The sequence below is a fragment of the Gracilibacillus saliphilus genome (genome assembly GCF_010994085.1).
Taxonomy (GTDB): Bacteria; Bacillota; Bacilli; order Bacillales; family Amphibacillaceae; genus Gracilibacillus; species Gracilibacillus lacisalsi.
Genome location: NZ_WJEB01000048.1, coordinates 1 through 22,520, shown reverse-complemented (window position 1 = coordinate 22,520; position 22,520 = coordinate 1). Strand labels below are relative to the sequence as shown.

Sequence of the window (22,520 nt, the reverse complement as noted above, 5' to 3'; positions counted from 1 at the left end):
GAGGTTTGGAATGAACTACAGAGAAATAGATGGTCTTGTTGCAGAGAAGGTGATGGGGTGGGGAACTCAAAAGTTTAAAAATATCGGTATTATTCAAGCATATACAGAAGATGATGAAATATCGATACCAGATGACTTTTGCCCGACCGAGAACATAGAAGATGCTTGGAAAGTGGTAGATAAGATGAAGGATGACCGATTTACAATAGTTTTTACTAATGGAAAATATAAAAACTTAGTTATTTTTTGGGAAAACGATTTAACTTTAGCAGCAAGTATCTATCATGAATCTATTACTACAGCGATCTGTCTTGCAGCATTAAAAGCATTAGGAGTGGAGGTGTCAAAATGAACTGGGAAAAACTATTCGAGATTCAAGGCGGTTTGGATGAACACATTCGAAAAGAAAAGAACCTGGAAGGACATGACTTGCTAGATAAAAAGATTCTAGCGCTTCAAGTGGAATTAGGTGAATTGGCTAACGAATGGAGAGGATTTAAGTTTTGGAGTAACTACCCAAAACCACAGAAAGCATACAACAAGGGTTGTGATGAATGTGTCGGTGGTATTTCTAAGACGTCGCCATTACTAGGACCATATAAAGAATGTGAACATTGCAGAGTAAACCCTTTACTAGAAGAATACGTAGACTGTCTCCATTTTATTTTGAGTATTGGAATAGAAAAAGGATTCCAAAATCACTACTGGGATTACATGGTCAATGAATTTGACGATATTACAGTTCAGTTTAATCTAGTTTTTGATTCGATAAATGATTTTTACACACGAAAAACAGAAGATTCATTTGGAGATATTGTAGATTGGTTCATGGGCCTTGGTCAAATGCTAGGATTCACAGAACAACAGATAGAGGCAGCATACTTAGAGAAAAATAAAGTAAATCACGAACGGCAGCTGACAGGATATTAAGTTATTGGAGGGGTGTTAAGTGTTAACAACATTCAGAATCGTTTTAATAATTATTTTGCTCACAGCTTTTGGTGGTGTTCTGAAAGAAGAAAATTCAAAAACTGGTTATGGAGCATCCATTGTTTGTGTAGTATCAATGCTATCGTTTTTGGCAACATATTTAATTGTGTAGGAAGGGGATACATCATGGCAAAAATACAAGTAGAAATTGACACTTCAGAAGACGCAGTAATAGTGGTAGTGGATGGTGAATTAAAGAAATTAAGTCCACCACCTTCAGGACATGGGAAAAATGAAGTGATTTGGAAAGATAATAAAATCTTCAAGGCATATAACGGTGAAACGGTTTATTTTAGTAGAAAGTAGACACAAAATGCGAATTAAAGGAGAGATAAAAAAATGGAAGTAAATGCAGAACTGTATGACTTTCTGAAAGAAAATGAAACAGGAATGATGCGAAATGAAAATGGTGTAATTGCTTATGTTCACATTCCTTTCTTCAAGCTTGATGATTTTGTAGAAATTGTTGGAGTATGCCAGTTTGATGAAGGTGGAATAGAGGTTCAATTATTTGATACTACAGTGTGCGTTGATTTGAATGACATTATAGAGAACGAGGGTCATAGCGTGATTTCTTATGAAAATTGCTTTGAGGAATCCGAATTAAAACCATACGAAGAAGAATTATTAACTATGTCGTAGTACGAATAAACTGCGAAACAATTAAATAATTCATGTCACGACCGTAAGGAACCGGAGGACATTAACAAGAGAGCAGTAGGGCGCTTCTTGTTAGTGTCCTTTTTTATTACTAAAAAGGAGAGTGTTGATAATGCAAATGATGTTCAAAATTCCACAGATTGATAATGAAGCAACAATCGAAAAAGTTGAGAGTATTCTTGAGAACTACAGAATAGCATTATTCATGGAGCCATTAGATGCACAACCTAAGATTACAAGCTCATTTTCTATTGTTCCACCGACATTCAACAATCAGCATCATTCAACAACAGAGGATTTAGCAGTTAAAAGAATCGACCAGGAAAGAGAAAGAAAAAAGTTCTTGAATTGGGTGCAAAAATGTGTAAACCGTCTTTCAGACCAGCAACGAGCAATTGTAGTCAAAAGATACATGGAGCACGAAGATGTATATGATTATGAAACGTATAATGATCTTGGCCTAAGTGAAAGGACATATTATAGAATAAAACCAAAAGCATTAATTAGATTAGCATTGATCATGAGGATTGAAATTTACAAAGAAGAATTCGAGGAAGCTATATAAAAAAATAATTTTGGCAGAAAATCGGCAGAATGTAGGCAGAGCAAAAAGGTTATACTGAGTTATAGTGGTAGTAAGGAAGATTTGCAAGAGCTACATTCCTCCTCTCTTTTTTTGGATGGCGCATATGCGCTGTCCTTTTTTATTGATCAAAATGCAAAGAAGGTGAGCCATAATATGAATGTTGTTCAACCTATACGAGATCCAGATGTGATCGAGGGAATAAAACAATACTTAAAATTAAGAAGTTTTCGCAATTATTTGTTCTTCTGTATGGGCATTTATAGTGGCTTGCGTGTTAGTGACCTTCTACATTTACGAGTTGGAATGGTTAGAGGAACACATATAACGATTGTCGAGAAAAAAACTAAGAAGAAAAAAAGATTTATAATTCATCCGTCTATACGTGATGATTTGGATAGATATATAGCTGGCAAAGACGATAATGAATTCTTATTCCCAAGTAGACAGATCAAAAAGAAAAGTAGATTAAGAGGACAACCATTTGATCGAAGCACAGCATATAAAATGTTGAATGATGCTGCAAGGGAATTTGGATTAAAAGAAATTGGTACTCACACCATGAGAAAGACTTGGGGATATCATCTTTATATGCAAGATGATAGAAACCTAGCGTTACTAATGGAAATGTTCAATCATAGTGATCAAACAACTACATTACGTTATATAGGCATCACACAAGACATGATGGACGCAGCTATTATGAAGCTGGCATAGCGTTTTAGTGCAACACAAAAGGTAACGTTGTCGCAGTGACTTTATGAAAGTGTGATAAATATTGAAATATCAATAGAATTACAGATTTATATTAGTGCAACACAATATATATTATGGGTTACTCACTATCCATATATTAGGAAAAACAAGGGCATATTTTAAAAGTCTATTCCCAAGTATTTTAAACATATCTGAGAGCCATTTTAAGAGACGTAGAGAAGTTTAAAATTCCTCTAAAACAAAAACGTGAAAACAACTCAATTCATCCTAGGAGGTGGATTATTTGCAGTGTCAAGACAAATGAGTCCTAAACGAATGGAAGCTTTGAGAATCTGGTTAAAAAGTGACCGCAAGAAGAAGTTGAAGGATATTGCTGAAGAAGTAGGGGTAAGCGCTGGACAGATAAGAAAATGGAAGAGCATAGATAAATGGGATGATATCCCCAAAACAGCGCCAAACAAACGCGGTGCACCATATAGGAATAAGAATGCATTGGGTAATAAGGGTGGTGCTCCAGAAGGAAACTTAAATGCTTTAAAGCATGGAATGTTTAAGAAGTGGTTACCAAATGATGATGAGCTTGAGGAAATATACGATACTGTTAGAGCGAATATGAGCACTTTGGACATTTTATATGAAGAAATACTAGTCATGTTTACCAACTACATTAGAGCTCAAAAAATAATGTACGTTAAAGATCAAGATGATATGACGAGAGTAATTAAAAGCGAAAAGATTACAAGAGACAAAATGGGTGCAATCAATGAAGATGGTGAAAAAGTAGAGGTATATGCAGAAACAGAAAGCGAAAGAGAGTATGATATTCAATATGCTTGGGATAAACATGCTAATGCTTTAAAAGCACAGGCAGCTGCATCAAATGCATTGAGTAGGAAAATAAAACAGTATGAAGAATTGTTAAGAACACTTCCTCCAGAAGAAGTGAATGAGGAACATAGATTAAGAGCACAGAAGCTAAGAGCAGACATAGAAGCAGTAAAGACAAAGGCTTGGTGATTATATGGCAAGACATGCAGTATTGCACAGGTTTTATACGTCAAAGCCTTGGGTTACATTTAGACTAAATTTAATAGCTGAACGAGGTAACGTATGTGAACGTTGTGGCAACAGGATTGCCAGAGCAAAAGATATTATTGGACACCACACAATTGAACTGACTCCGGAGAATGTTCATGATCATACCATTAGTTTGAATCCTGAGTTAGTCGAATTAGTTTGTTTCGATTGTCACAACAAAGACCACAGACGTTTTGGTTATCAAGGAATGAAAGAAGTCTACCTAGTATATGGTCCACCATTAAGTGGTAAGTCTACATTTGTTAAGCAACAAATGGGACGTGGTGATCTAGTCATTGATATGGATAGATTATATGCTGCAGTATCTATGCTTCCTAGCTATGATAAGCCAGATAACCTTTATTCTAATGTAGTACAGATGCAGAACACTTTACTGGATAATATCAAGACACGATATGGTAAGTGGCACAATGCATGGGTTATTGGTGGATATGCTGACAAGTATAAGCGTGAGAGATTGACTGATGATCTAGGTGCAGAGTTAATCTTCTGTGATGTGAGTAAGGATGAATGCCTAAGCAGATTACAACAGGATGAGGATAGACAGTACAGACAAGATGAGTGGCAAGGATATATTGACAAGTGGTTTGAATCCTATACAAAGTGAGGGGATTACTTTGAAGTATAAAGACCTACAAATAATTAAACATTCATTGCAACATTACATCAATAGAAATAATGCAACACAAAAGGAAATAGAAGAGGAAAAACGTTTACTAAGCAAGATAACAAACCAAGTCAATGATATGAAAAGATGTTTTAATATACAACCGAAGGAGAAACACCCCCCGGATCAAACCGGAATATAAACTCCCTGGGTACCGAAGGGGGGACCCCTTTTTTCACACACGGCTTAAATTTTGAAAATCGTTGGAGGTGAAAAACGCCATGCCTAAAAGCGCCGAGTATCAAAAAGAATTTGAGAAATTGACCGAAATCTTTAAAGATGTTGAAGACTCCAAACGTAAGTTGGTTGAAGGTTTAATTGCAGATGCTGCCTTTTTGAAATCAGAAAATCATGCATTAAAGCAAGTGTTAGATAAAACTGGAATGGTTAAATTTCATCCCAACGATTCGACATTATCTAAAAAAACGGCTGCAGCAGATCAATATTTGAAGAACGTAAATACATACTCCACTGTTATCAAAACATTAAATGGAGTATTGAATAAAAATATTTTAGATGATGATGAAGATTTGAGTGAATATGAATGATAGCTGGTCAGAATGTCCTAGCTAATCCTTACACCTACCAGGGCACTGAATCATCTTTGCTAGAATACATTGATAAGTGTAAAAAAGGCGAAATTATTATTGGTCATGAATTAATGTTGCAGCTGGATATACTTTTAGAATATTTTGAGGACCCAGATATAAAAATTGAATTTGAAGATGCTCATAAGCGAATCAAGTTTATTGAAAAAGAATGCAAACACTTTGAGGCTCCCTTTTCAGGGAAGCCTTTTTTATTGGAGTTATTTCAAAAAGCATTTATTGAAGCAATTTATATATTCAAGATTTATGATGATGAAATCGGTCGTTATGTTCGACTGCATCAAGACGTTTTATTTTTGGTTGCTCGTAAAAATGGGAAGACACCACTTATTTCAGCAATATGTCTTGCTGAATGGTTCTGTGGTGAGATGGGTACTAGAATATTATGTTCCAGTAATGATTATGATCAAGCTGGCCTTATGTTTGATGCTATTAACTCCATGAGAGAAGAAAGCAGGACCTTATCAAAGGTAACTCGTAGCAACATTAAAGGTATTTTCTTTGGCAATCCTAAAAAGCCGAAAAAGCGTGGAAAATTCAGCTACCAAAATAAAGGGCAAATCAAGAAAATATCTGCAAAAACCAATGCAAAAGAAGGTAAGAATATCAAGGTTGGTGCTGTTGATGAGGTCCATGAACTTCCAGATAATACTTCAATCATGCCAATACGACAAGCAGTATCAACACAGGATGAACCTTTGTACATTGAATTAACCACAGAAGGTGTTGTCAATGATGGATACTTGGATGACAGATTGAAAGAAGCTAGACAAGTATTGCACGGTGAATTAGAACGCCCACGTTGGTTAATTTGGATGTATACCCAAGATACTGAGAAGGAAATTTGGCAAGATGAAGAATCATGGTATAAATCAAATCCAGGCATGGGCGCTATTAAAAAGAGAAGCTTCATAAGAAAAATGATTGAAGAAGCCAAAACGAGTAAGTCCATGCGTGTATTTGTTATGTCTAAAGATTTTAACATCAAGCAAAACAATGCTACTGCATGGTTAACACCTGAAGATATTCGAAACGAAGAAACCTTTGATATTGAAGATTTCAGAAATACATTTTCTATTGGTGGTGTCGATTTATCAAGAACAGGTGACCTGGCAAGCGCTAGGGTGATTGTTATGGATAAAGAAACTAAGAAAAAATACACCATTCAAAGATATTGGATACCAGAGTCTAAATTAGAAAATATGTCTAGAGAAGATCTGAAAAAATTCAAGGAATGGGTTAGGTTAGGATTAGTTGAAATATCACCAGGTAATGAAAATGATTTTTCCTTAGTGACTGCATGGTTCGTTATGCTCTACAAGCAATATGGCATACGGCCATTTAAAGTTGGATATGATAAGTGGTCAGCTCTTTATTGGGTGAAAGAAATGGAAGAATACGGATTTGATTGCCAACGTGTCCCTCAAGAATATGGAAGTATGTCTGGACCTATGAAATTATTAGAAGCGGATCTAAAAAGCAATATGCTTGTTCACAATAATAATCCAGTTGATAAATATTGCTTAGAAAATACTGCATTAGAAATGAACAGCAAAATGGAAATGCGACCTGTGAAAGTACAAGGAAAAGAAGAAATGAAAATTGATGGAGCAGTAACTATGATCATTGCTTACAAAATTTACATTGATAACAGAAATGAGTTTATGCAACTGGTTAGGAGGTAATGACTTTGAAAAAAGCACTTAGTAAAATCCATCTGTTCATAGATGATATATTTCTTTTCTTCGGTATGACTCTTATATCATTCGGAGTATTTCAAATATACAATCCAGCAGGTTATATTGTTTCAGGCTTATGCTTCATTGCATTTGCTTATTTTTTTGCTAAAAGAAGGTGATGAGATTTGCTCTTAAAAGGCATCTTAAATAAAAAAAGTAGCAGCAATAACAGTTTGAGGCATGCACAAATGTTAAATGGGTATTTACCTATTTTTAGTCAGTTTGGAGAAGATATATTTGCTTCAGATGTCGTTCAAGCATGCATTGATGTTATAGCAACAGAGATATCGAAGCTTAGACCAAAGCATATTAGGACAGACAATAATGATGTACAAACAATTGTAAATAGTAGTATCAATCGATTGTTTAAGTTTAGTCCTAATGAATTAATGACAACTAGAGATTTTTTAGAAAAAACCATATGGCTATTGTTTCTTAATTTAAATGTGTTTATTTATCCAACATACGACATTGTTAAAGATAGTAGTGGTCGTAAGAGAAAAGAGTATACCGGATTTTATCCTCTTAACCCGTACCAAGTTGAATTTATGCAAGACAATTCTGGAAAATTATTTGTAAAATTCTTTTTCAGAAATGGATCCAATTATACATTGGCATATAGTGATGTGATTCATTTAAGAAAGAAATTTTCTGTTAATGATGTTATGGGTGGAGGTATTAACGGTCAACCAGATAATGACGCATTATTAAAAGTGCTACAGATCAATGACAATTTATTGCAAGGATTAGAAAAAACGATAAAATCAAGCATGACAGTAAGAGGTATTCTTAAAATGAATACTATGATGAAAGAAGAAGGTTTGGATGAGGAAAGAAAAAAATTCGAAGAGAAAATGAAGAATAACGAAAGTGGAATTCTTCCAATGGATATGAAGGGAGAATATCATGACATAAAAATAGATCCTAAGTTGGTAGATAAGGATACACTAGATTTTCTGGATAGTAAAATTCTTAAAAACTATGGAGTATCGCTGCCCATCATAAGTGGTGAGTTTACTGATGATCAGTATCAGGCATTTTATGAACGAACATTAGAATCAATTGTCATTGGTTTAGGCCAATCGTTTTCGAAATGTTTATTTACAAATCGAGAGTTAGACTTTGGAAACGAAATAGTCTTTTATCAGAAAGACATGATGTATCTCAGCATGAAAAACAAACTTGAAATAATTAAGATAGGTGGAGAACAAGGCATTTTTACTGATAATGAGAAACTTAAGATTCTTGGTTATAGTCCAATTGAAGGCGGAGAAAGAAGGACACAGAGTTTAAATTATATTAACCGTGATATTATCGACGAATATCAAGTAAAACGAGGAAAAATGGAATAACGAAAGGGTGATGGTTATGAGTTCCACAATTATTAGATTTAATGAAATTGAAGAATTCCGAGCCTTGGAACCAACAGAAGATACAGGTTATACAGTCGAAGGTTATGCAGTAGTTTATGAGCAAAAAACGAATGTAGGTGGATGGTTTCAAGAAATTATAAAAAGAGGAGCGTTGGATGGTGCAGACCTGAAAGACGTTCCTCTTTTTATTCATCATCAACAAAGGAAAATACCATTAGCAAGAAGTAGAAACAACAATGGAAATTCTACAATGCAATTAACTGTTGATGAAAAAGGGTTATTTTTCAGAGCAGAGTTAGACGTTGAAAATAACTCTGAGGCAAAAGCTTTATATTCGTCGATAAAGCGAAAAGACATAACTGGTATGAGTTTTGCTTTTCGAGCAAAAGACGAAAAATGGGTGGATTTAGATAAGGAACTACCTACTCGTGAAATTCATAAGTTTGAAAAGATCTTTGAAATATCAGCGTTGTATTCTCCTCAATACGAGGGTGCAAATATAAATGCTCGAAGCGAATCACTGGATAGTGAGGATAAGCTAGCATTGGAGAATGCTAGGGCAAAGGAATTGGATAATTCCGATAAAGAGCAGTTAGAGTTAGAAAAAATCAAATTAGAAAAAATATTATAAGGAAAGGTGAAGTGAGAAACATGGAAAAATGGCTTAAAGATTTATTGAAGAAAAAAGAAGAAGCAAGAAGTGCATTAAAGGAAAAAGGAAAAAATAGTGACAGTGTGGAAGAAGTTCGCAGCATTGGTAATCAAATCGAGGACCTTGATTCTGAAATTAATGAGATCCGATCAAAATTAGAAGAGTTGCAAGGTTCTAATGGTTCTGATCAGAGAGAAGATCAAGAACAAGATGAATTCGAAGAGCGAAGCACACCAGAAGGACAGTTAAATCCTTTGGGAACTTACGGGATGGCACAAGCAGAAAAAGAAGAAAAACGTTCAAACGAAGATCTTGTTAAAAAATATGAAACTCGTGGTGCTCAATTAAAAGAAAAACGTTCAGTAAGTTTTGATATTGATGAAATGCCTGAGTTTCGAACAGTATCACTTGGCAGTAGTGATTTAGTCGTTGAGAAAAAGTATAGTAATACCTTAAATCCAACTTTCAATGAAGTTTCTTCCTTGATTGACAAGGTTAATGCAATTCCTCTTAACGGCGGAGAAAGTTACGAGAAAGGTTTTGAAATTAGTTCAGGGGAAGGTGATTACACTACTGAACAGGGTGATTACGCAGAGGCAGAACCACAAACTGGATATGTAACTATGAGCAAAGCAAAAATCACTGCTTATGCAGAGATGACGGATGAATCTACCAAACTTCCAAATGTAAACTATCAAGCGTTAGTTCGTACAAATATTGGTAAAGCTCTTAGAAAGAAAGCTACAAAACAAATTATTACTGGTGCCGGCGGGGCAAATGCTCTTACTGGTATTTTTAACGCTCCTACAAATGTAATGCCAACAGATGGCGATATTGAAATTAGTGCAATTGATGCAGACACTTTAGATAAAATTGTCTTTGGTTTTGGTGGAGACGAGGATGTTGAAGGTGGAGCATATTTAGTACTAAATAAACAGGATTTAGCTGCATTTGCAAGTGTGAAAAGCACTGATGGTAAAAAGATTTACAAGATTAAGAAAAACGGAAATGAGGGTACCATTTCTTCAGATGGTAGCTTTGAAGTTCCTTTCATCATTAACAGTGCTTGTCCAGCGTTATCAGCTTCAGCAACTGATGCAGATACTTTCTGTATGGCTTATGGGATGGTACAAGCCTATGAAATGCCTATCTTCTCACCTGTCGAGGTAGAGGAATCTCGTGATTATAAATTTAGATCTGGTCAAATTGCTTATCGTGGTTCCGTTTGGGCTGGTGGTAATGTTGCTATGTATAAAGGGTTTACACGCATTAAGAAAGTCGCTACACCCTAATGAACCCGAACTTACAGGCATAGATGCTGAACCGGCTTCTATGTCTGTAGTAGTAGGGAACACAGACAATATTACAGTTACTGCTAATTATGATGATCAAACAACTGATGATGTAACTGCTGAGTCAACTTATGAATCTGACAATGAATCTGTAGCAACAGTTGATGGTTCTGGTCAAGTAACAGCTGTAGCAGAAGGAACTGCCCAAATTACAGTTACCTATGAAGGTCAAACAGATACTGTTGATGTAACAGTTACTGCAGAATAGGAAGTGATCTTTTATGGCAGAACCTGATTTTTTAGCGGAATGTAAAAAATCACTAAATCTAAGCGTTGATAGTAAGGACATGGACGACTTTCTAAATCAGAAAATTACTATTGTTAAATCATTCCTAAAAGGTGCTGGAGTTTCGGATGAAACACTTGTTACCGAAGATGCAATTGGTGTTATAACAATAGGTGTATCTGATCTATGGGAATTAAAAGCAGGGGAAGTTAAGTTTTCCTCTGCTTTTCATATTTTAGCTACTCAATTAGCGGTAGGGTGATCTTATGAGAAGAGACAAAGTGATATATCTAGTACCTTATTTAAAAAAGGGCAAAAATGAGTATAGTGATCCTATTACAGTACCTGGTGACAAGAAAAAAGTATTTGCCACTAAAAAGTCCATTACAAGAACAGAGTTTTATCAAGCTGCAGTTAGTGATTTTAGACCTCAAATCACTTTTGTTATTTGGCAACACGAATATGCAGATGAAGATAACTTAGAGTTCAAAGGTAAGTTATATAACATTATTAGAACCTTTGAACCTGATGAAAAAGAAATTGAGTTAGTGTGTCAAGGTCTATCAAATAATGGTTAGGTGGTGATTAGATTGGCTAATCAAGGTATTAAAGCGGTAGTAATCAAGGCTTTCAAAGATGAAAATCGCAACAGACATTATGTGAAAGATGCTGAATACTTTCATCATGAACAAAAACGGATTGATGAATTGGTGAAAGGCGGTTTTATAAAAGTAGTACCAAATAAAAAGACAACTAGCTCCAAATCTAAAAGCAGCAGTGATGTATAATGGCACTTCCTAAAGCAACTAAAATAACCAGAAATGGTGTTGAATTAATTTCAAAAGTGGATAGAGCAAACTATACTATTCATGAATTAAGTCGCGCTGCATTATTAGATACTGGTAGATTGCTCAGAAGAAGAATGCTTCCCAAAGCAAAAAAACAACCAGGAATGCGCAGATCTAAAAGACCTTTAAGTGCATTTCAATATTGGGTGAGAAGACGAGAAACAGATTTAATTGTAGGATCCAAGCACAGAACTTGGTATGGATCTGAACAAGAGCAAGGTACTAGTAGACAGCCAAGAAGATCAATCATAAAGGGAACTGTAATGGAAAATATAGCGGATATCAGAAGAATACAAGGTCAATATTTATCTGCAGTAGAAAATGAGAACAAAGCTATTGGTTTATTAAAACCAAATGAGGAGGGTGGCAATGACACAAGTGATTCGTGAGCTTGAAATTAGAAAAGCAATTGAAGATCACCTAGATGTTGTCTCTCCTCATATTTATTATGAAAATGCACCAAAGGGTCATCCTTATCCCTATGCAGTTTATGAGTTAGGTGATTCCACGGATGATGGCAGTTTAGAAAATATAGAGTTAGAGTTCAATGGATGGGATAAGCCGACAGATGGTTCATCCGTAGAACTAGTAACTTTAATGGGAAATATTGATAATAGATTACACCGTTCTACACTGTCATCCAATGGTGTATTTTTTTCTATTTACCGCGAAAACAGGATACCAGTAAAAGATCCTGACGAAAGCTTAAGAAGGCGACAAATGATTTATCAAATACGAGTGATGGGAGTGGGTATGTAATGCCAATTCAAAGACCAGCGGTACCAAGTCCAGATAAGGTCCAACTAGGTGAAGGTGTTCTTGTATTTAACTTTAATCCTGATGACTGGGATGATTCAGAAGCAATTCCTTTTGGTGCAACCAGAGGTGGAGGTAACTACAATGTAGAGCCTACTAATCTACCTATGCGTTTTGATGGTGATCGTGGCGAACATACGAAAGGTTTAAAACGTAAAACGGAGTGGGTTATTCAAATTACTGCAAATGCTCTTGAGTTAGACTTGGATCTATTATCGAAAGTAATGCCAGGTACAATTGAACAAGTTACTGGAGAAACAACTCCAAATTATAAAAAATATCGTCCTAATGTGGATTATAAGCTATCTGATTACATTGATAATTTAGCTTATATCACAAAAACACATGGTGGTCAGACTATCGCTTATGTCATTGAAAATGTGTTAGGTGACAGCGCATTTCAAGCAGCATTTGAAGATAAAAATGAAGTGGTACCAGAAACAACATTTACTGCACATTTTGATCCGGAAAATATGAATGAAGTACCAACATATGTATTGGAATATGAAGCGGAACCAACAGTTTAGAGTAGTTTAAATACTACTCTTTTTTTTATTTTCTAAAAACAGGAGGACTTAACCATGGAAAAAGAATTATCGAATGACCAAGTTTTTGACATGATACCTTACGCAGTAGATATTTACGAAAAATTAGATTTTGACGGATACAGAAAACAAATTCAAGAGAAAGCAAAAAGCAAGAAAAAGGCCGGAAAAAATATAGATCCTATGGACGTCGGAATTGACGCAGTGAAATACATCTTGAAGAACTCAAAAGAAGTTAAGCAAGAAATATTTGAATTAATTGCAATCGCTGAAAACAAAACTGCTGAGGAAATCAGATCTCAATCTTTCATCAAAACAATAAGCACTTTTAAAGCGATTTTCACTAACAAAGAATTGGTATCTTTTTTCAAATAAGCTATGCAGTTGGGGGTTACAGTGAAACTCTCTATTTACTGCATAGCTATTATGATTTTCAATTTGTTAAAGCTCAAAGATTAAGTCATATCAATCGACTTCTTATTGATGCCAAGACCAAAAAAGAGAAAGACAGAGCATTCCAAATTTGGATAGCTCAACATTTCCCTATCAGAGATAAGTCCAAATTTATTGAATTTAAAGATTTCTTTAAAAATTTAAGTACACCAACTGACATAGACCCTTCTGATGAGTCTATTCAAGATCGCTATAACAAATTAAAGCCAGGAGTGATGAAAGATGCCTCAAATTAAATATGATGGCATGCCTAAAGAGCCAGAGGAACACGTTGTAAATGAGCAAATCAATGATTTAGAAATGATTGGTTATATCATGGAGCAAACACGAGACAAGCAGTTAACATATGACGACGTGAAAGCAGTTTTGGAGGCTGAATCCATTTATCTAGAAGAAAAAGGATTCATAGATATGCCAGAAAGGTAAGGTGGTCCATTTATCTCCGAGCTATCGGTTAAATAGCATGCCTTTACAGGAAGAAGGTGATAGATTTGCAAATATTTAAGCTATTTGGGTCCATTCTTATAGACGACAAAGAAGCGCAAAATAGTCTGTCTAAAACAGATAAAAAGGCAAAAGGCATGGGTGATCGACTTAGAGGAGGTATTAAAACTGCTGCTAAGTGGGGAGCTGCTTTAGTTGCCGGTGCTACTATTGCTATTGGTGGCATGACATCTTTAGCTTTAAAAGTCGGACAGACTGCTGATGAGATACTAGACCTATCCGCGACAACTGGTATGTCCACTGACGAAATCCAAAAATGGAGAAAAGCAACCGAAGAAGCAGGGACAAGCACAGATGCCGTTGCTGATGCTTCAGCAAAGCTAACTAGAAATTTAGACACCATGAGTTCAGAATCTAACAAAGGTAATAAAGCTTTACAAGAGTTAGGATTATCACTAACTGAAGTTGAAAACATGAGTGCTGACGAAAGAATGAATGTCCTAACTGATGCTTTAGCTGGTGTTGATGATGAAACCCAAAGGGCTAAACTAGGAACTGATCTGTTTGGAGGCTCGTGGAAAGATTTAGCGCCTGTTGTAGACATGGGTACCGAGGCAATGAAAAATGCTAAGGATAATGCCAATGTTTTTAGTGAAGAGGATCTGAATAGAGCAAACAACTTCAGAATGATGTATGACGAATTGAAGGAACGAGTTAAATTTTTCGCAATGGAAATTGGTATGCAACTGATTCCAATGCTTGAGGTTTTCTTTGGTTGGGTGCAAGATTCCATGCCGACCATACGTGATATATTTGATAATGTTTTTACTTTTATAGGTGAAATCATATCAAAAGTCGTCGAAGGTGTACAATCTTTCGTCGAAATGATACGAACGTCCGTGGAGAATAACCAAGAACAACTAACCAGATTACAAGAGATATTCCAAGAACGATTAATGCTAGTCTGGGAAATCATTCAGACGATACTAGAAAATATCAAAGTATTTTGGCAAGAAAACGGTCAAGCAATTCTCGATAACGCAATTCAAATTTTTACTGCTATACAAGAAACTGTGCAGTTTGCTCTAGAAACAGCATGGCAAATCATACAACAAATCTTAGCCTTAGTAGTTCCTTTTATCCAGGAAAAGCTAATTCAAATCAAGCAATTTTGGGATGAAAACGGCCAACAAATTATGCAAGCTGTCCAAAATGCCTTTAAGTTTATACAGGGTGTTATTGAAACGGTAATGCCTATTATCCAAGGAATAATCGAATATGTTTGGTCCCAGATATCCACGATCATTGATACAACAATTGGTATTATTATGGGATTAATAAAAACTTTTGCTAGTTTACTAACTGGTGATTTCGAAGGTGTTAAAGAAGGGTTACTTGACATATGGAATGCTCTTTGGGATGGAATTAAAGGACTTGTTTCGAATGCATGGGGAATGCTATCTGGCGCTTTTTCAGGTCTATGGGAATCAATCAGTGGTTGGTTCTCAGGATTAAAAGATGATGCCATTAATTGGGGTAAAAATATGATTAGCGGCTTCATAGACGGTATGTTAAACATGGGTCCTGAAATTGCCCGAGCAGCAGAAGACGTGGTTAAAAAAGCAGGTGAATTCTTAAAGTTCTGGTCACCAGCTAAAAAGGGCGAAGGTCGGTATATTGTCCATTGGGGACGTAATATGATTGATGGTTTCTTAGACGGTGTTCGTGCAGAAGGAAATACTGCAGGTGCAGTAATGAATGATGTGGTTGGTAATATGAAACCAAGTCAAGTCACTTCAGGTAATGGAAATAGGGAAGTCACTAAACAAGATAATAGCATGTTGGAAGAATTATTAACACTGATTTTGGAAGCTATCAAAGAAGGTAAAAACATTGTTATGAATGACAAGATCATAGCAAAAGAAACTGGAGATGCAAGAGCAGAAGATGACGGCAAAAGAGTAAGACACACCGAAAGGAGGCTTGCTACCTAATGCTAGGCATAGAATTTTTAGGAAAACACTCTTATCGTGATTTTGGTGTGACTATGGCCAAAGGAAAAGAAATAGGCATCCCAGAAAAAAAGAAACGAAAGGTAGCAGTCCCTTTCTCGAATACAGAATATGATTTTAGTGAATTATACGGATCCCAAGATTATGAACCAAGACCATTAACTTATCCTTTTAATATTTATCGTCAAACAACAGGGAAAACAGCCATGAATTCAAAAAAGACTCAAATTATTAATTGGTTGATGAACAGTAATGGAAAACAAAAGCTATATGATGATGCCTATCCAGGTTATTATTTTCTTGCCGAGGTGGAAGGTTCAAGTTCTTTTTCTGAGGACTATGATACAGGTGTTTTAACAGTAGAATTTATTGCTTATCCATTCATGATATCAGAATTACAAGAAGGTCATGATATTTGGGACGTATTCAACTTTGAATTAGACGTTTCTCAGCAAACATCATTTGAAGTAAATGGTCAGCTTGAGGTGATTTTATTAAATGTTGGTACACCTGATTTGATCCCAACCATTACCGCATCTAGTGCTATGACAATTGAGAAAGATAATGTGACATACAACGTGCCTTCTGGAGAATCAAAAAGTGACGAATTTGTATTAACTTCTGGCGAAAATGAATTGATCATCACAGGAAATGGATCGATTTCTTTTGAGTTTCATAAGGAGTTGATCTGATTTGTATAGAGTGACAATAGTTAATGATCAAGAAGAAACTGTCATTCATAGTCCTCATGTAAATAGATTGAAATTGATGGAAGGGAAAATTAAAAAGGAAATAAACAAGGTAGATGCATTTAACTTAACCTTCCATTTAAAAAACCCTGCTTATGGGAAAATGAAGCCATTCAAAACCTTGGTTAATGTATACAATCTAAAAGAACAACGTTTTGAATTTGAGGGAAGAGTCCTGGAACCTGAAGAGGATATGGATAGTAATGGATTGCACACTTTTTCTTATGTATGTGAGGGTGAATTAGCTTTCTTAGAAGATTCTCAGCAAAGGCATTTAGAATTCCAAGGTACACCAGAGGAATTATGGATATCAATCATCAATTATCATAATTCGCAAGTTGAAGATTACAAACATTTTGAACCTGGTGTCATAGAAGTCACTAATTCAACTAATTATCTGTATTGCTATTTATCTGCAGAAGAGGATACGTTCAGCACAATTGAAAATGAACTGATGGACCGTTTAGGCGGTGAATTACAGATAAGAAAAGAAAATGGAATTAGGTACCTTGATTTAGTTGAAAGAGTTGGAGAATCAAAAGAGACAGAAATAAAAATTGCCAAAAACCTTAAAACCATTACCAGAAGTATTGATCCAACTGAGATAGTAACGAGGTTAACACCACTAGGAACAAGAATTGAAACTGAAGGAGCTATAGATGCTTCTGAAGCAAGGTTAACTATTGAAGAAGTTAATGGTGGCTTACCATATTTAGACCGACAAGATTTAATAGATGAGTTTGATATTCAAGGTGGATCTCAAACCTGGGATGATATAACAGACCCTAACAACCTCTTAACACGCGCTCAACAATGGATGGATAACCAAAAAATTGCATTATACCAACACAAGATCAGTGCAGCTGATCTTTTTTTAATTGGATTGGATCCGGATTCGTTCCAAGTTGGTAATGATCATAAAGTTATTAATCCGGTTATGAATATTGATGAACGATTACGTATTATCGGAAAAACGATTGATATTTTAAAACCGGAAGATGATAACTTAACTATTGGTGATAAATTCAAGACACTAAATGAATACCAGGCTGACGCTAATAAGCAAGAAAAAAGAATAGTTAGATTGCAGAACACTGTTAATAGACAATCAGAGAGATTAGCTAGTATTAACGAGGAATATAACAACCTTAGTGAATCATTACAGCAGTTAAATCAAGCTTTTGAAGATGCAGATACAGATGCCATGCAAGACGCTATCAACAACTTAAATCAAGCTGTGGATGATCTGTCAGATGCAGTAAATGCAATACCTGATTATGAGCCAGCAACTCAAACAGAAGATGGTTTGATGAGTGCTGCAGATAAAACGAAGCTAGATGAATTAGAAAAATATGATCCAGCAACTCAAACAGAAGATGGTTTAATGTCTAGTGCTGATAAAGCTAAGTTAGATTTAATCACTGTTTTAAATACCATAGATTTAGATCAAATAGCGCAAAAAATTGCAGATTTGGAGGAAGAGGTCTATGGCAGTGGTAGTTAAGAAATCTAGAGCAAGACAACTAGCTGAACAATCGGAACAAATACGCATCAAAGCGCAGAAAATTAAAGACAAATGGACCCGAAAGGATGAACAATAATGGTAGAACGTTATTATAGAGATCCAGATCCAATAGAACCATTAGTACCGGAATATGACAAAAATGATGCTGATCCAAGAGTTTTAAACTACACTAAACAACTTAGAGAAAAAATGAATGGTATTGATGTTAGAGAATCACTTGCTAGAACAGCAGAAATAACAAGTATTGTTGCAGATACTGCTAAAGTATCAGCAGACGAAGCTATTGCTATAACGCAGTCTTTGTTAGATGGCACTTTTGATGATGCAGAACTTGCTACAGCAATTGAAGAGAAATTAAATCAATTAGAGAAAGATTATGCGCCTAATCTAACTACATTACAAAAAAATGTTGGTGATTTATCGCAATTCAGAAATTTTGATAATGATATCATCAGCAAAATGGAAAACGAATTTACAGAACGAGGTGTGAATGTAAAATGGTTTGGTGCTAGTGGTTCTGATCAATTCACAACTGGGAGTATTGTATCTGGTAGTAATGAATTAACGGTTGCGGATGCGATTGACTTTGAGGTAGGTCAAGGTATCTTAATTGAAGGCGCTGGTACAGGTGGAGTGGAAGAAGTAGCGGAATTGCAAATCACATCTGCGCCGACAACAGCAGGAGATGTACTTGTAACGTTGGATGGCATCTCTACAGCTATTGCGGTTGATCCTGCTATTGAAGATACGGCTATTGCAGTTGCTGATAAAATACGTAATACTGCATTTACAGGTTGGACAACAGGAGGGACAGCAGGAACAGATACTGTAACGTTTACTTGTGACACCACAGGAGAAAAACAAAACGCCACATACAATGATAATGGTACTGGTGTAAGTGGAGCTATGACAACCACAACAGAGGGGCAAGATGGCGGTAATTTAGTAACAAGTATCACAGCTATCAATGGAACAGTATTTACACTTTCAGATAGTGCTAATGCGGATGTCACGAGTGTAAATGTAGATCATGACGATACACAATCTATTATTAATGCTATTAATTATGTGAACAACGGAATGACAATACTATTTCCATATGGATACAAGTTTTACACTACAAGTAAAATTTCTATACCTTCACAAATAAATGTAATAATGAATTCGCCAATCATCTATAGAGGTACTGGTGGCGAAACTGCTTTAACGATAGGTGAATCAGGAATAAGCAATGAAGGTGTAACACTTAAACTAAACGTTTCAAGGGAAACTATATCTGATTGGGAAAACGATTTAGATATAGGAATTAAAATAATTAACGCTTATACTTCATACATCAATATCGTTTCTGTAACTAGATTTACAATAGGTGTTATGTTGATGGGTTCAGGTAGCGGTTTTGTTTATAATCGAATAACATTAGGAAACATAGGATTAAATCATATAGGTTTAGACTTAACAAATGAAACCTACAATTCACGTATAGGCTGGATAAATGATAATAAATATTCGATTGGTCGTTTCTGGGTTGCTTCCTCTACTCATACCGATAAAAGTAGATATGGAGTAAGGGTGACTTCTATAGATGGAACATATACAAGTAACAATAACAATCTTTTTATTAAACCTTCATTCGAGTTGAAACAACCAACAACAGGAGAAGCGATCCCGGTATTAATTGTACATGGCCAAAATAACGAATTTGAAAGTGTGAGAAGTGAAGGTAATGGCAAAATAGTTATGAGAACATTGAATGAAGCAGATGCTAATGTGGTTGAAATCGGGTATGGTATAGGTGAAATTGATAATCAATCGATTTATAAGAATAACTTAGTTATCCTTAGAAGTACATTAATTCAAGAAAGAGTCAGAGGTACTATTTTTAATAGTGGTAATCTAGCGCAAAGCATTTGTTTATACGATAATGATGACAGGTTTAATTTAGCTGGATTACAGGTTCATGCCGAATCAGCGGAAAATCCTAGAGCGTTCATTACTAACCTTATGTACGATGATAAAAGTATTACTTTAGATAATCAATCAATAGGATTGTTTATTTCCACAAAATCTTCGAAAAAATTTGTTGTTAAACGAGATGTTAATACAGATGGCGGACGTGTTGGGGTAATACCGTTTGACTCATCCGGTAATAGGTTGAACGATTTAGGTGCTGGTCATCCATATGTATCAGGTAGACCAGGAAGGGAATTAACCTGGAATATTAACCATGGTGGGTGTTATTTAACAGGTGTGGACAGCCATATCGAAACATATTTTTCAGTGGGAGATGATGTTGATTACATCGAACTATTGATAACAGGTGATTGCACCATAAGAAGTTTTAGAGTTGATTCTGTAGATTCTTATGATGCAGCTACATGGTTAATATATGACCAACCAATTCAGGGAGTAAATGTCTCTATCCAAAAACCTGCCTTAAATTCGGTGGGGTTTGATGGACAAATAACTTTAAATTTAGCGCCATCAGAACAAGGAAACGCAGGGAGTAAGTATGTAGTAGAAGGTTGGCAAAAAGTTAATGGTATATGGCTAGAAAAACGGTCTTACACAGGAAATTAATATATTAAAAAATATCTCTTTTTATGGCATATTGTGGTATGATAGACTAAAGTTAACATTACGGAAAGGAGTCTATCATGATTCGTTTATCGGTAATAATACCGCATTATAATTCTACCGAAACACTGTCGAAGCTATTAGAATCTATACCTGTAAATAAAGAAATACAGGTCTTAGTAATTGACGACCACAGCAATGAACAAGAAAAGCAAAAGCTACAGAAAATAAAGGAACATTGTGCGCACAAAAATATTCATTTTTTAACGAACGATCCTAATAAAAAAGGAGCTGGCGCATGCAGGAATATTGGGTTAAAAAAAGCCGTCGGCGAGTGGGTGCTTTTTGCAGATTCAGATGATTTTTTCGTGGATGACTTTTATAATATAGTCAAACAACACTTCAGCACAGGATTTGATGTGATTTTTTTTAAACCGACAAGTGTTGAGTTAGATACTGGAAATGTTTCCAATCGACATATAAAGTTTGCGAATGCGGTTAATGACTATTCTAATACAGGGGATTTGAAATCCGAGTTAACACTAAAATATAGGGTTGTAGTACCTTGGTCTAAATTAATTAAACGAAATGTTATAACAAAAAACAAGATTTTATTTGAAGAAGTGGTCTCATCAAATGATGTTATGTTTTCAGCCAGACTTGGATGTTGCATTAAATCTTTCGGTGTATCTAATGAAACAATTTATTGTGTTACAAAAAGTAAAGGTAGCTTAACAACATCTATAGACAATGATAAATTTGATGTGCGTTTAGGTGTTTTCGTAAGATATTATCATTTTTTACAAGAACATTTGAGTAAAGAAGATTTTAAACTATTAGATTTAAGTGGTGAAGGTCAAATTTACAAAGCAAAGAATTATGGTTTTAAGAAAATTTACAACGTCATCCGAACTTTGAATTCGAATAAAGTTAGAGTTGTTAGTAGGGAAACTCTTAATCCTATTCGGCTCTTTAAAAAAGCTACATTTATTCTTTCTTGGAGCAAAAAAACGAAAAGATTTTATGCGAAAAATTAATTTTTGGTATAGAGTAGGACTAACTGCGAAGTTGTGAAAATTTGCAAAAAAGGACAATGAAATAATTTTTATTCTAAAGCATCTCTACTTACAGAGGTGCTTTTTTAAATACATAAAAAGGAGGTCAATTATGGATGAAACAATACTTCAATACTTTATTACACAAGGACCCTGGGCGGTTCTTTTTGTTTTTCTTTTAGTTTATGTGATGAAGAAAAACGCAGAAAGAGAAACAAGGCTGCATAATACGTTAGATGCTTTTGCTAATAAGTATGACATTGTAATTAAAAAATTAGATAAGATTGAAAACCGTCTACCGAAGGAGTAGACGGTTTTTTCTTTTAAAGGAGGTGATATCAATGGAAAACATTCTGGAGTTCGTTATTGATGATGCTCTAATCATCATCCCGGCATTGCTAGTCATGGGATGGATCTTTAAAAACACCCCTGATTTTAAAGACTGGTTAATACCTTATGCTTTGTTAGTACTAGGTGTAATTTGCTCTATGCTACTGTTAGGTTTCTCAGTGGAAAGTTTTATCCAAGGTATATTAGTAACAGGTGCAGCAGTGCTCGGAAATCAATTAGTAAAACAATATAGGAAGGAGGTGGAATAGTGGTTAAAATTTTTATAGATCCTGGTCATGGTGGAAGTGATCCAGGTGCAACCGCAAACGGATTAAAGGAAAAGGATTTAGTGTTAGACATTTCTAAACGTATTAAGAGTAAACTTAAATCATATAAAGGTGTGTCTGTCCGTTTATCACGTACTACAGATAAAACTTTATCATTAAGTCAACGCACCAATGACGCTAATAAGTGGGGAGCAGATTATTTAGTATCTGTTCA

31 protein-coding genes are annotated in these 22,520 nt (G+C 35.3%); all 31 read left to right on the top strand.

Annotation, left to right across the window (positions count from 1 at the left end; genetic code table 11):
• Positions 1–10: 10 nt before the first annotated feature.
• On the top strand, positions 11–352 hold the full coding sequence (locus GHT08_RS20760; protein ID WP_163583300.1) for a BC1872 family protein: 342 nt from the start codon (positions 11–13) through the stop codon (positions 350–352).
• Positions 349–930: a dUTP diphosphatase gene (locus GHT08_RS20755; RefSeq protein WP_163583299.1), complete on the top strand. Its 582-nt coding sequence runs from the start codon at positions 349–351 to the stop codon at positions 928–930. Before GHT08_RS20760 ends, GHT08_RS20755 begins: the two co-directional genes overlap by 4 nt.
• A gap of 19 nt (positions 931–949) precedes the next feature.
• Entirely contained in the window at positions 950–1,102 is a 153-nt protein-coding gene (locus tag GHT08_RS20750) for a hypothetical protein (protein WP_163583298.1), read from the top strand.
• A 14-nt stretch (positions 1,103–1,116) separates the two neighbouring features.
• Entirely contained in the window at positions 1,117–1,296 is a 180-nt protein-coding gene (locus GHT08_RS20745; protein ID WP_163583297.1) for a DUF3954 domain-containing protein, read from the top strand.
• A gap of 33 nt (positions 1,297–1,329) precedes the next feature.
• The gene (locus tag GHT08_RS20740; RefSeq protein ID WP_163583296.1) at positions 1,330–1,632 is read left to right on the top strand and encodes a hypothetical protein; all 303 of its coding nucleotides are present in this window, start codon (positions 1,330–1,332) and stop codon (positions 1,630–1,632) included.
• Between the two features lie 130 nt (positions 1,633–1,762).
• Positions 1,763–2,215 (top strand): ArpU family phage packaging/lysis transcriptional regulator, encoded by a 453-nt coding sequence (locus GHT08_RS20735; RefSeq protein ID WP_238343634.1) that lies wholly within the window; start codon positions 1,763–1,765, stop codon positions 2,213–2,215.
• Positions 2,216–2,389: 174 nt separating this feature from the next.
• Positions 2,390–2,950 carry a tyrosine-type recombinase/integrase gene (locus tag GHT08_RS20730; protein ID WP_163583295.1) on the top strand — a complete coding sequence of 187 codons (561 nt, stop codon included), beginning with the start codon at positions 2,390–2,392 and terminating at the stop codon, positions 2,948–2,950.
• Positions 2,951–3,238: 288 nt separating this feature from the next.
• A complete protein-coding gene (gene terS, locus GHT08_RS20725; RefSeq protein WP_163583294.1) occupies positions 3,239–3,967 on the top strand; it encodes a phage terminase small subunit in 729 nt (242 codons plus the stop codon).
• A gap of 4 nt (positions 3,968–3,971) precedes the next feature.
• Positions 3,972–4,655 carry an HNH endonuclease gene (locus GHT08_RS20720; protein WP_163583293.1) on the top strand — a complete coding sequence of 228 codons (684 nt, stop codon included), beginning with the start codon at positions 3,972–3,974 and terminating at the stop codon, positions 4,653–4,655.
• Between the two features lie 281 nt (positions 4,656–4,936).
• Complete coding sequence (locus GHT08_RS20715) at positions 4,937–5,263, top strand: hypothetical protein (protein ID WP_163583292.1); 327 nt, start codon at positions 4,937–4,939, stop codon at positions 5,261–5,263.
• Positions 5,260–7,008, top strand: coding sequence for a terminase large subunit (locus GHT08_RS20710; RefSeq protein ID WP_202882542.1), 1,749 nt, complete (start codon positions 5,260–5,262; stop codon positions 7,006–7,008). Before GHT08_RS20715 ends, GHT08_RS20710 begins: the two co-directional genes overlap by 4 nt.
• Positions 7,009–7,250: 242 nt before the next feature.
• Complete coding sequence (locus GHT08_RS20705) at positions 7,251–8,414, top strand: phage portal protein (RefSeq protein WP_163583291.1); 1,164 nt, start codon at positions 7,251–7,253, stop codon at positions 8,412–8,414.
• 16 nt (positions 8,415–8,430) lie between these two features.
• The gene (locus GHT08_RS20700; RefSeq protein WP_202882541.1) at positions 8,431–9,066 is read left to right on the top strand and encodes an HK97 family phage prohead protease; all 636 of its coding nucleotides are present in this window, start codon (positions 8,431–8,433) and stop codon (positions 9,064–9,066) included.
• Between the two features lie 20 nt (positions 9,067–9,086).
• Positions 9,087–10,379, top strand: a complete 1,293-nt coding sequence (locus GHT08_RS20695) for a phage major capsid protein (protein WP_163583290.1) — start codon at positions 9,087–9,089, stop codon at positions 10,377–10,379.
• Complete coding sequence (locus GHT08_RS20690; RefSeq protein ID WP_163583289.1) at positions 10,330–10,647, top strand: Ig-like domain-containing protein; 318 nt, start codon at positions 10,330–10,332, stop codon at positions 10,645–10,647. The genes GHT08_RS20695 and GHT08_RS20690 overlap by 50 nt, the downstream gene beginning before the upstream one ends.
• Positions 10,648–10,660: 13 nt before the next feature.
• Positions 10,661–10,927: a phage gp6-like head-tail connector protein gene (locus GHT08_RS20685; RefSeq protein WP_163583288.1), complete on the top strand. Its 267-nt coding sequence runs from the start codon at positions 10,661–10,663 to the stop codon at positions 10,925–10,927.
• A 4-nt stretch (positions 10,928–10,931) separates the two neighbouring features.
• Positions 10,932–11,243 carry a phage head closure protein gene (locus tag GHT08_RS20680; protein WP_163583287.1) on the top strand — a complete coding sequence of 104 codons (312 nt, stop codon included), beginning with the start codon at positions 10,932–10,934 and terminating at the stop codon, positions 11,241–11,243.
• A 12-nt stretch (positions 11,244–11,255) separates the two neighbouring features.
• A complete protein-coding gene (locus tag GHT08_RS20675; protein ID WP_163583286.1) occupies positions 11,256–11,453 on the top strand; it encodes a hypothetical protein in 198 nt (65 codons plus the stop codon).
• Complete coding sequence (locus tag GHT08_RS20670) at positions 11,453–11,902, top strand: HK97-gp10 family putative phage morphogenesis protein (RefSeq protein ID WP_163583285.1); 450 nt, start codon at positions 11,453–11,455, stop codon at positions 11,900–11,902. Before GHT08_RS20675 ends, GHT08_RS20670 begins: the two co-directional genes overlap by 1 nt.
• Positions 11,883–12,272: a hypothetical protein gene (locus GHT08_RS20665; protein ID WP_163583284.1), complete on the top strand. Its 390-nt coding sequence runs from the start codon at positions 11,883–11,885 to the stop codon at positions 12,270–12,272. The genes GHT08_RS20670 and GHT08_RS20665 overlap by 20 nt, the downstream gene beginning before the upstream one ends.
• Positions 12,272–12,856, top strand: coding sequence for a hypothetical protein (locus GHT08_RS20660; protein ID WP_163583283.1), 585 nt, complete (start codon positions 12,272–12,274; stop codon positions 12,854–12,856). The genes GHT08_RS20665 and GHT08_RS20660 overlap by 1 nt, the downstream gene beginning before the upstream one ends.
• Positions 12,857–12,910: 54 nt before the next feature.
• The gene (locus tag GHT08_RS20655) at positions 12,911–13,249 is read left to right on the top strand and encodes a hypothetical protein (RefSeq protein WP_163583282.1); all 339 of its coding nucleotides are present in this window, start codon (positions 12,911–12,913) and stop codon (positions 13,247–13,249) included.
• 300 nt (positions 13,250–13,549) lie between these two features.
• The gene (locus GHT08_RS20650; RefSeq protein ID WP_163583281.1) at positions 13,550–13,753 is read left to right on the top strand and encodes a hypothetical protein; all 204 of its coding nucleotides are present in this window, start codon (positions 13,550–13,552) and stop codon (positions 13,751–13,753) included.
• Positions 13,754–13,818: 65 nt separating this feature from the next.
• Positions 13,819–15,765, top strand: a complete 1,947-nt coding sequence (locus tag GHT08_RS20645) for a phage tail protein (RefSeq protein ID WP_163583280.1) — start codon at positions 13,819–13,821, stop codon at positions 15,763–15,765.
• The gene (locus GHT08_RS20640; protein ID WP_163583279.1) at positions 15,765–16,475 is read left to right on the top strand and encodes a phage tail protein; all 711 of its coding nucleotides are present in this window, start codon (positions 15,765–15,767) and stop codon (positions 16,473–16,475) included. The genes GHT08_RS20645 and GHT08_RS20640 overlap by 1 nt, the downstream gene beginning before the upstream one ends.
• 10 nt (positions 16,476–16,485) lie before the next feature.
• Positions 16,486–18,036, top strand: a complete 1,551-nt coding sequence (locus tag GHT08_RS20635; RefSeq protein WP_238343636.1) for a phage tail spike protein — start codon at positions 16,486–16,488, stop codon at positions 18,034–18,036.
• A gap of 96 nt (positions 18,037–18,132) precedes the next feature.
• Complete coding sequence (locus GHT08_RS20630) at positions 18,133–20,637, top strand: autotransporter outer membrane beta-barrel domain-containing protein (protein WP_163583277.1); 2,505 nt, start codon at positions 18,133–18,135, stop codon at positions 20,635–20,637.
• A gap of 77 nt (positions 20,638–20,714) precedes the next feature.
• Positions 20,715–21,671, top strand: coding sequence for a glycosyltransferase family 2 protein (locus GHT08_RS20625; RefSeq protein ID WP_163583276.1), 957 nt, complete (start codon positions 20,715–20,717; stop codon positions 21,669–21,671).
• A gap of 130 nt (positions 21,672–21,801) precedes the next feature.
• Entirely contained in the window at positions 21,802–21,999 is a 198-nt protein-coding gene (locus GHT08_RS20620; RefSeq protein ID WP_163583275.1) for a BhlA/UviB family holin-like peptide, read from the top strand.
• A gap of 31 nt (positions 22,000–22,030) precedes the next feature.
• On the top strand, positions 22,031–22,288 hold the full coding sequence (locus GHT08_RS20615) for a phage holin family protein (protein ID WP_163583274.1): 258 nt from the start codon (positions 22,031–22,033) through the stop codon (positions 22,286–22,288).
• A partial coding sequence (locus tag GHT08_RS20610; protein ID WP_163583273.1) for an N-acetylmuramoyl-L-alanine amidase family protein occupies positions 22,288–22,520 on the top strand: 233 nt, incomplete at its 3' end. The genes GHT08_RS20615 and GHT08_RS20610, both read left to right, overlap by 1 nt.

Excerpts from the sequence above, each read along its gene's own strand:
- GHT08_RS20705 (WP_163583291.1), top strand. The coding sequence starts at position 7,251 with ATGTTAAATGGGTATTTACCTATTTTTAGTCAGTTTGGAGAAGATATA.
- GHT08_RS20620 (WP_163583275.1), top strand. The coding sequence starts at position 21,802 with ATGGATGAAACAATACTTCAATACTTTATTACACAAGGACCCTGGGCG.
- GHT08_RS20700 (WP_202882541.1), top strand. The coding sequence starts at position 8,431 with ATGAGTTCCACAATTATTAGATTTAATGAAATTGAAGAATTCCGAGCC.
- GHT08_RS20685 (WP_163583288.1), top strand. The coding sequence starts at position 10,661 with ATGGCAGAACCTGATTTTTTAGCGGAATGTAAAAAATCACTAAATCTA.
- GHT08_RS20680 (WP_163583287.1), top strand. The coding sequence starts at position 10,932 with ATGAGAAGAGACAAAGTGATATATCTAGTACCTTATTTAAAAAAGGGC.
- GHT08_RS20760 (WP_163583300.1), top strand. The coding sequence starts at position 11 with ATGAACTACAGAGAAATAGATGGTCTTGTTGCAGAGAAGGTGATGGGG.
- GHT08_RS20625 (WP_163583276.1), top strand. The coding sequence starts at position 20,715 with ATGATTCGTTTATCGGTAATAATACCGCATTATAATTCTACCGAAACA.
- GHT08_RS20695 (WP_163583290.1), top strand. The coding sequence starts at position 9,087 with ATGGAAAAATGGCTTAAAGATTTATTGAAGAAAAAAGAAGAAGCAAGA.
- GHT08_RS20665 (WP_163583284.1), top strand. The coding sequence starts at position 11,883 with ATGACACAAGTGATTCGTGAGCTTGAAATTAGAAAAGCAATTGAAGAT.
- GHT08_RS20730 (WP_163583295.1), top strand. The coding sequence starts at position 2,390 with ATGAATGTTGTTCAACCTATACGAGATCCAGATGTGATCGAGGGAATA.
- GHT08_RS20615 (WP_163583274.1), top strand. The coding sequence starts at position 22,031 with ATGGAAAACATTCTGGAGTTCGTTATTGATGATGCTCTAATCATCATC.
- GHT08_RS20745 (WP_163583297.1), top strand. The coding sequence starts at position 1,117 with ATGGCAAAAATACAAGTAGAAATTGACACTTCAGAAGACGCAGTAATA.
- GHT08_RS20655 (WP_163583282.1), top strand. The coding sequence starts at position 12,911 with ATGGAAAAAGAATTATCGAATGACCAAGTTTTTGACATGATACCTTAC.
- GHT08_RS20720 (WP_163583293.1), top strand. The coding sequence starts at position 3,972 with ATGGCAAGACATGCAGTATTGCACAGGTTTTATACGTCAAAGCCTTGG.
- GHT08_RS20630 (WP_163583277.1), top strand. The coding sequence starts at position 18,133 with ATGGTAGAACGTTATTATAGAGATCCAGATCCAATAGAACCATTAGTA.
- GHT08_RS20740 (WP_163583296.1), top strand. The coding sequence starts at position 1,330 with ATGGAAGTAAATGCAGAACTGTATGACTTTCTGAAAGAAAATGAAACA.
- GHT08_RS20715 (WP_163583292.1), top strand. The coding sequence starts at position 4,937 with ATGCCTAAAAGCGCCGAGTATCAAAAAGAATTTGAGAAATTGACCGAA.
- GHT08_RS20710 (WP_202882542.1), top strand. The coding sequence starts at position 5,260 with ATGATAGCTGGTCAGAATGTCCTAGCTAATCCTTACACCTACCAGGGC.
- GHT08_RS20670 (WP_163583285.1), top strand. The coding sequence starts at position 11,453 with ATGGCACTTCCTAAAGCAACTAAAATAACCAGAAATGGTGTTGAATTA.
- GHT08_RS20660 (WP_163583283.1), top strand. The coding sequence starts at position 12,272 with ATGCCAATTCAAAGACCAGCGGTACCAAGTCCAGATAAGGTCCAACTA.
- GHT08_RS20640 (WP_163583279.1), top strand. The coding sequence starts at position 15,765 with ATGCTAGGCATAGAATTTTTAGGAAAACACTCTTATCGTGATTTTGGT.
- GHT08_RS20650 (WP_163583281.1), top strand. The coding sequence starts at position 13,550 with ATGCCTCAAATTAAATATGATGGCATGCCTAAAGAGCCAGAGGAACAC.
- GHT08_RS20735 (WP_238343634.1), top strand. The coding sequence starts at position 1,763 with ATGCAAATGATGTTCAAAATTCCACAGATTGATAATGAAGCAACAATC.
- GHT08_RS20755 (WP_163583299.1), top strand. The coding sequence starts at position 349 with ATGAACTGGGAAAAACTATTCGAGATTCAAGGCGGTTTGGATGAACAC.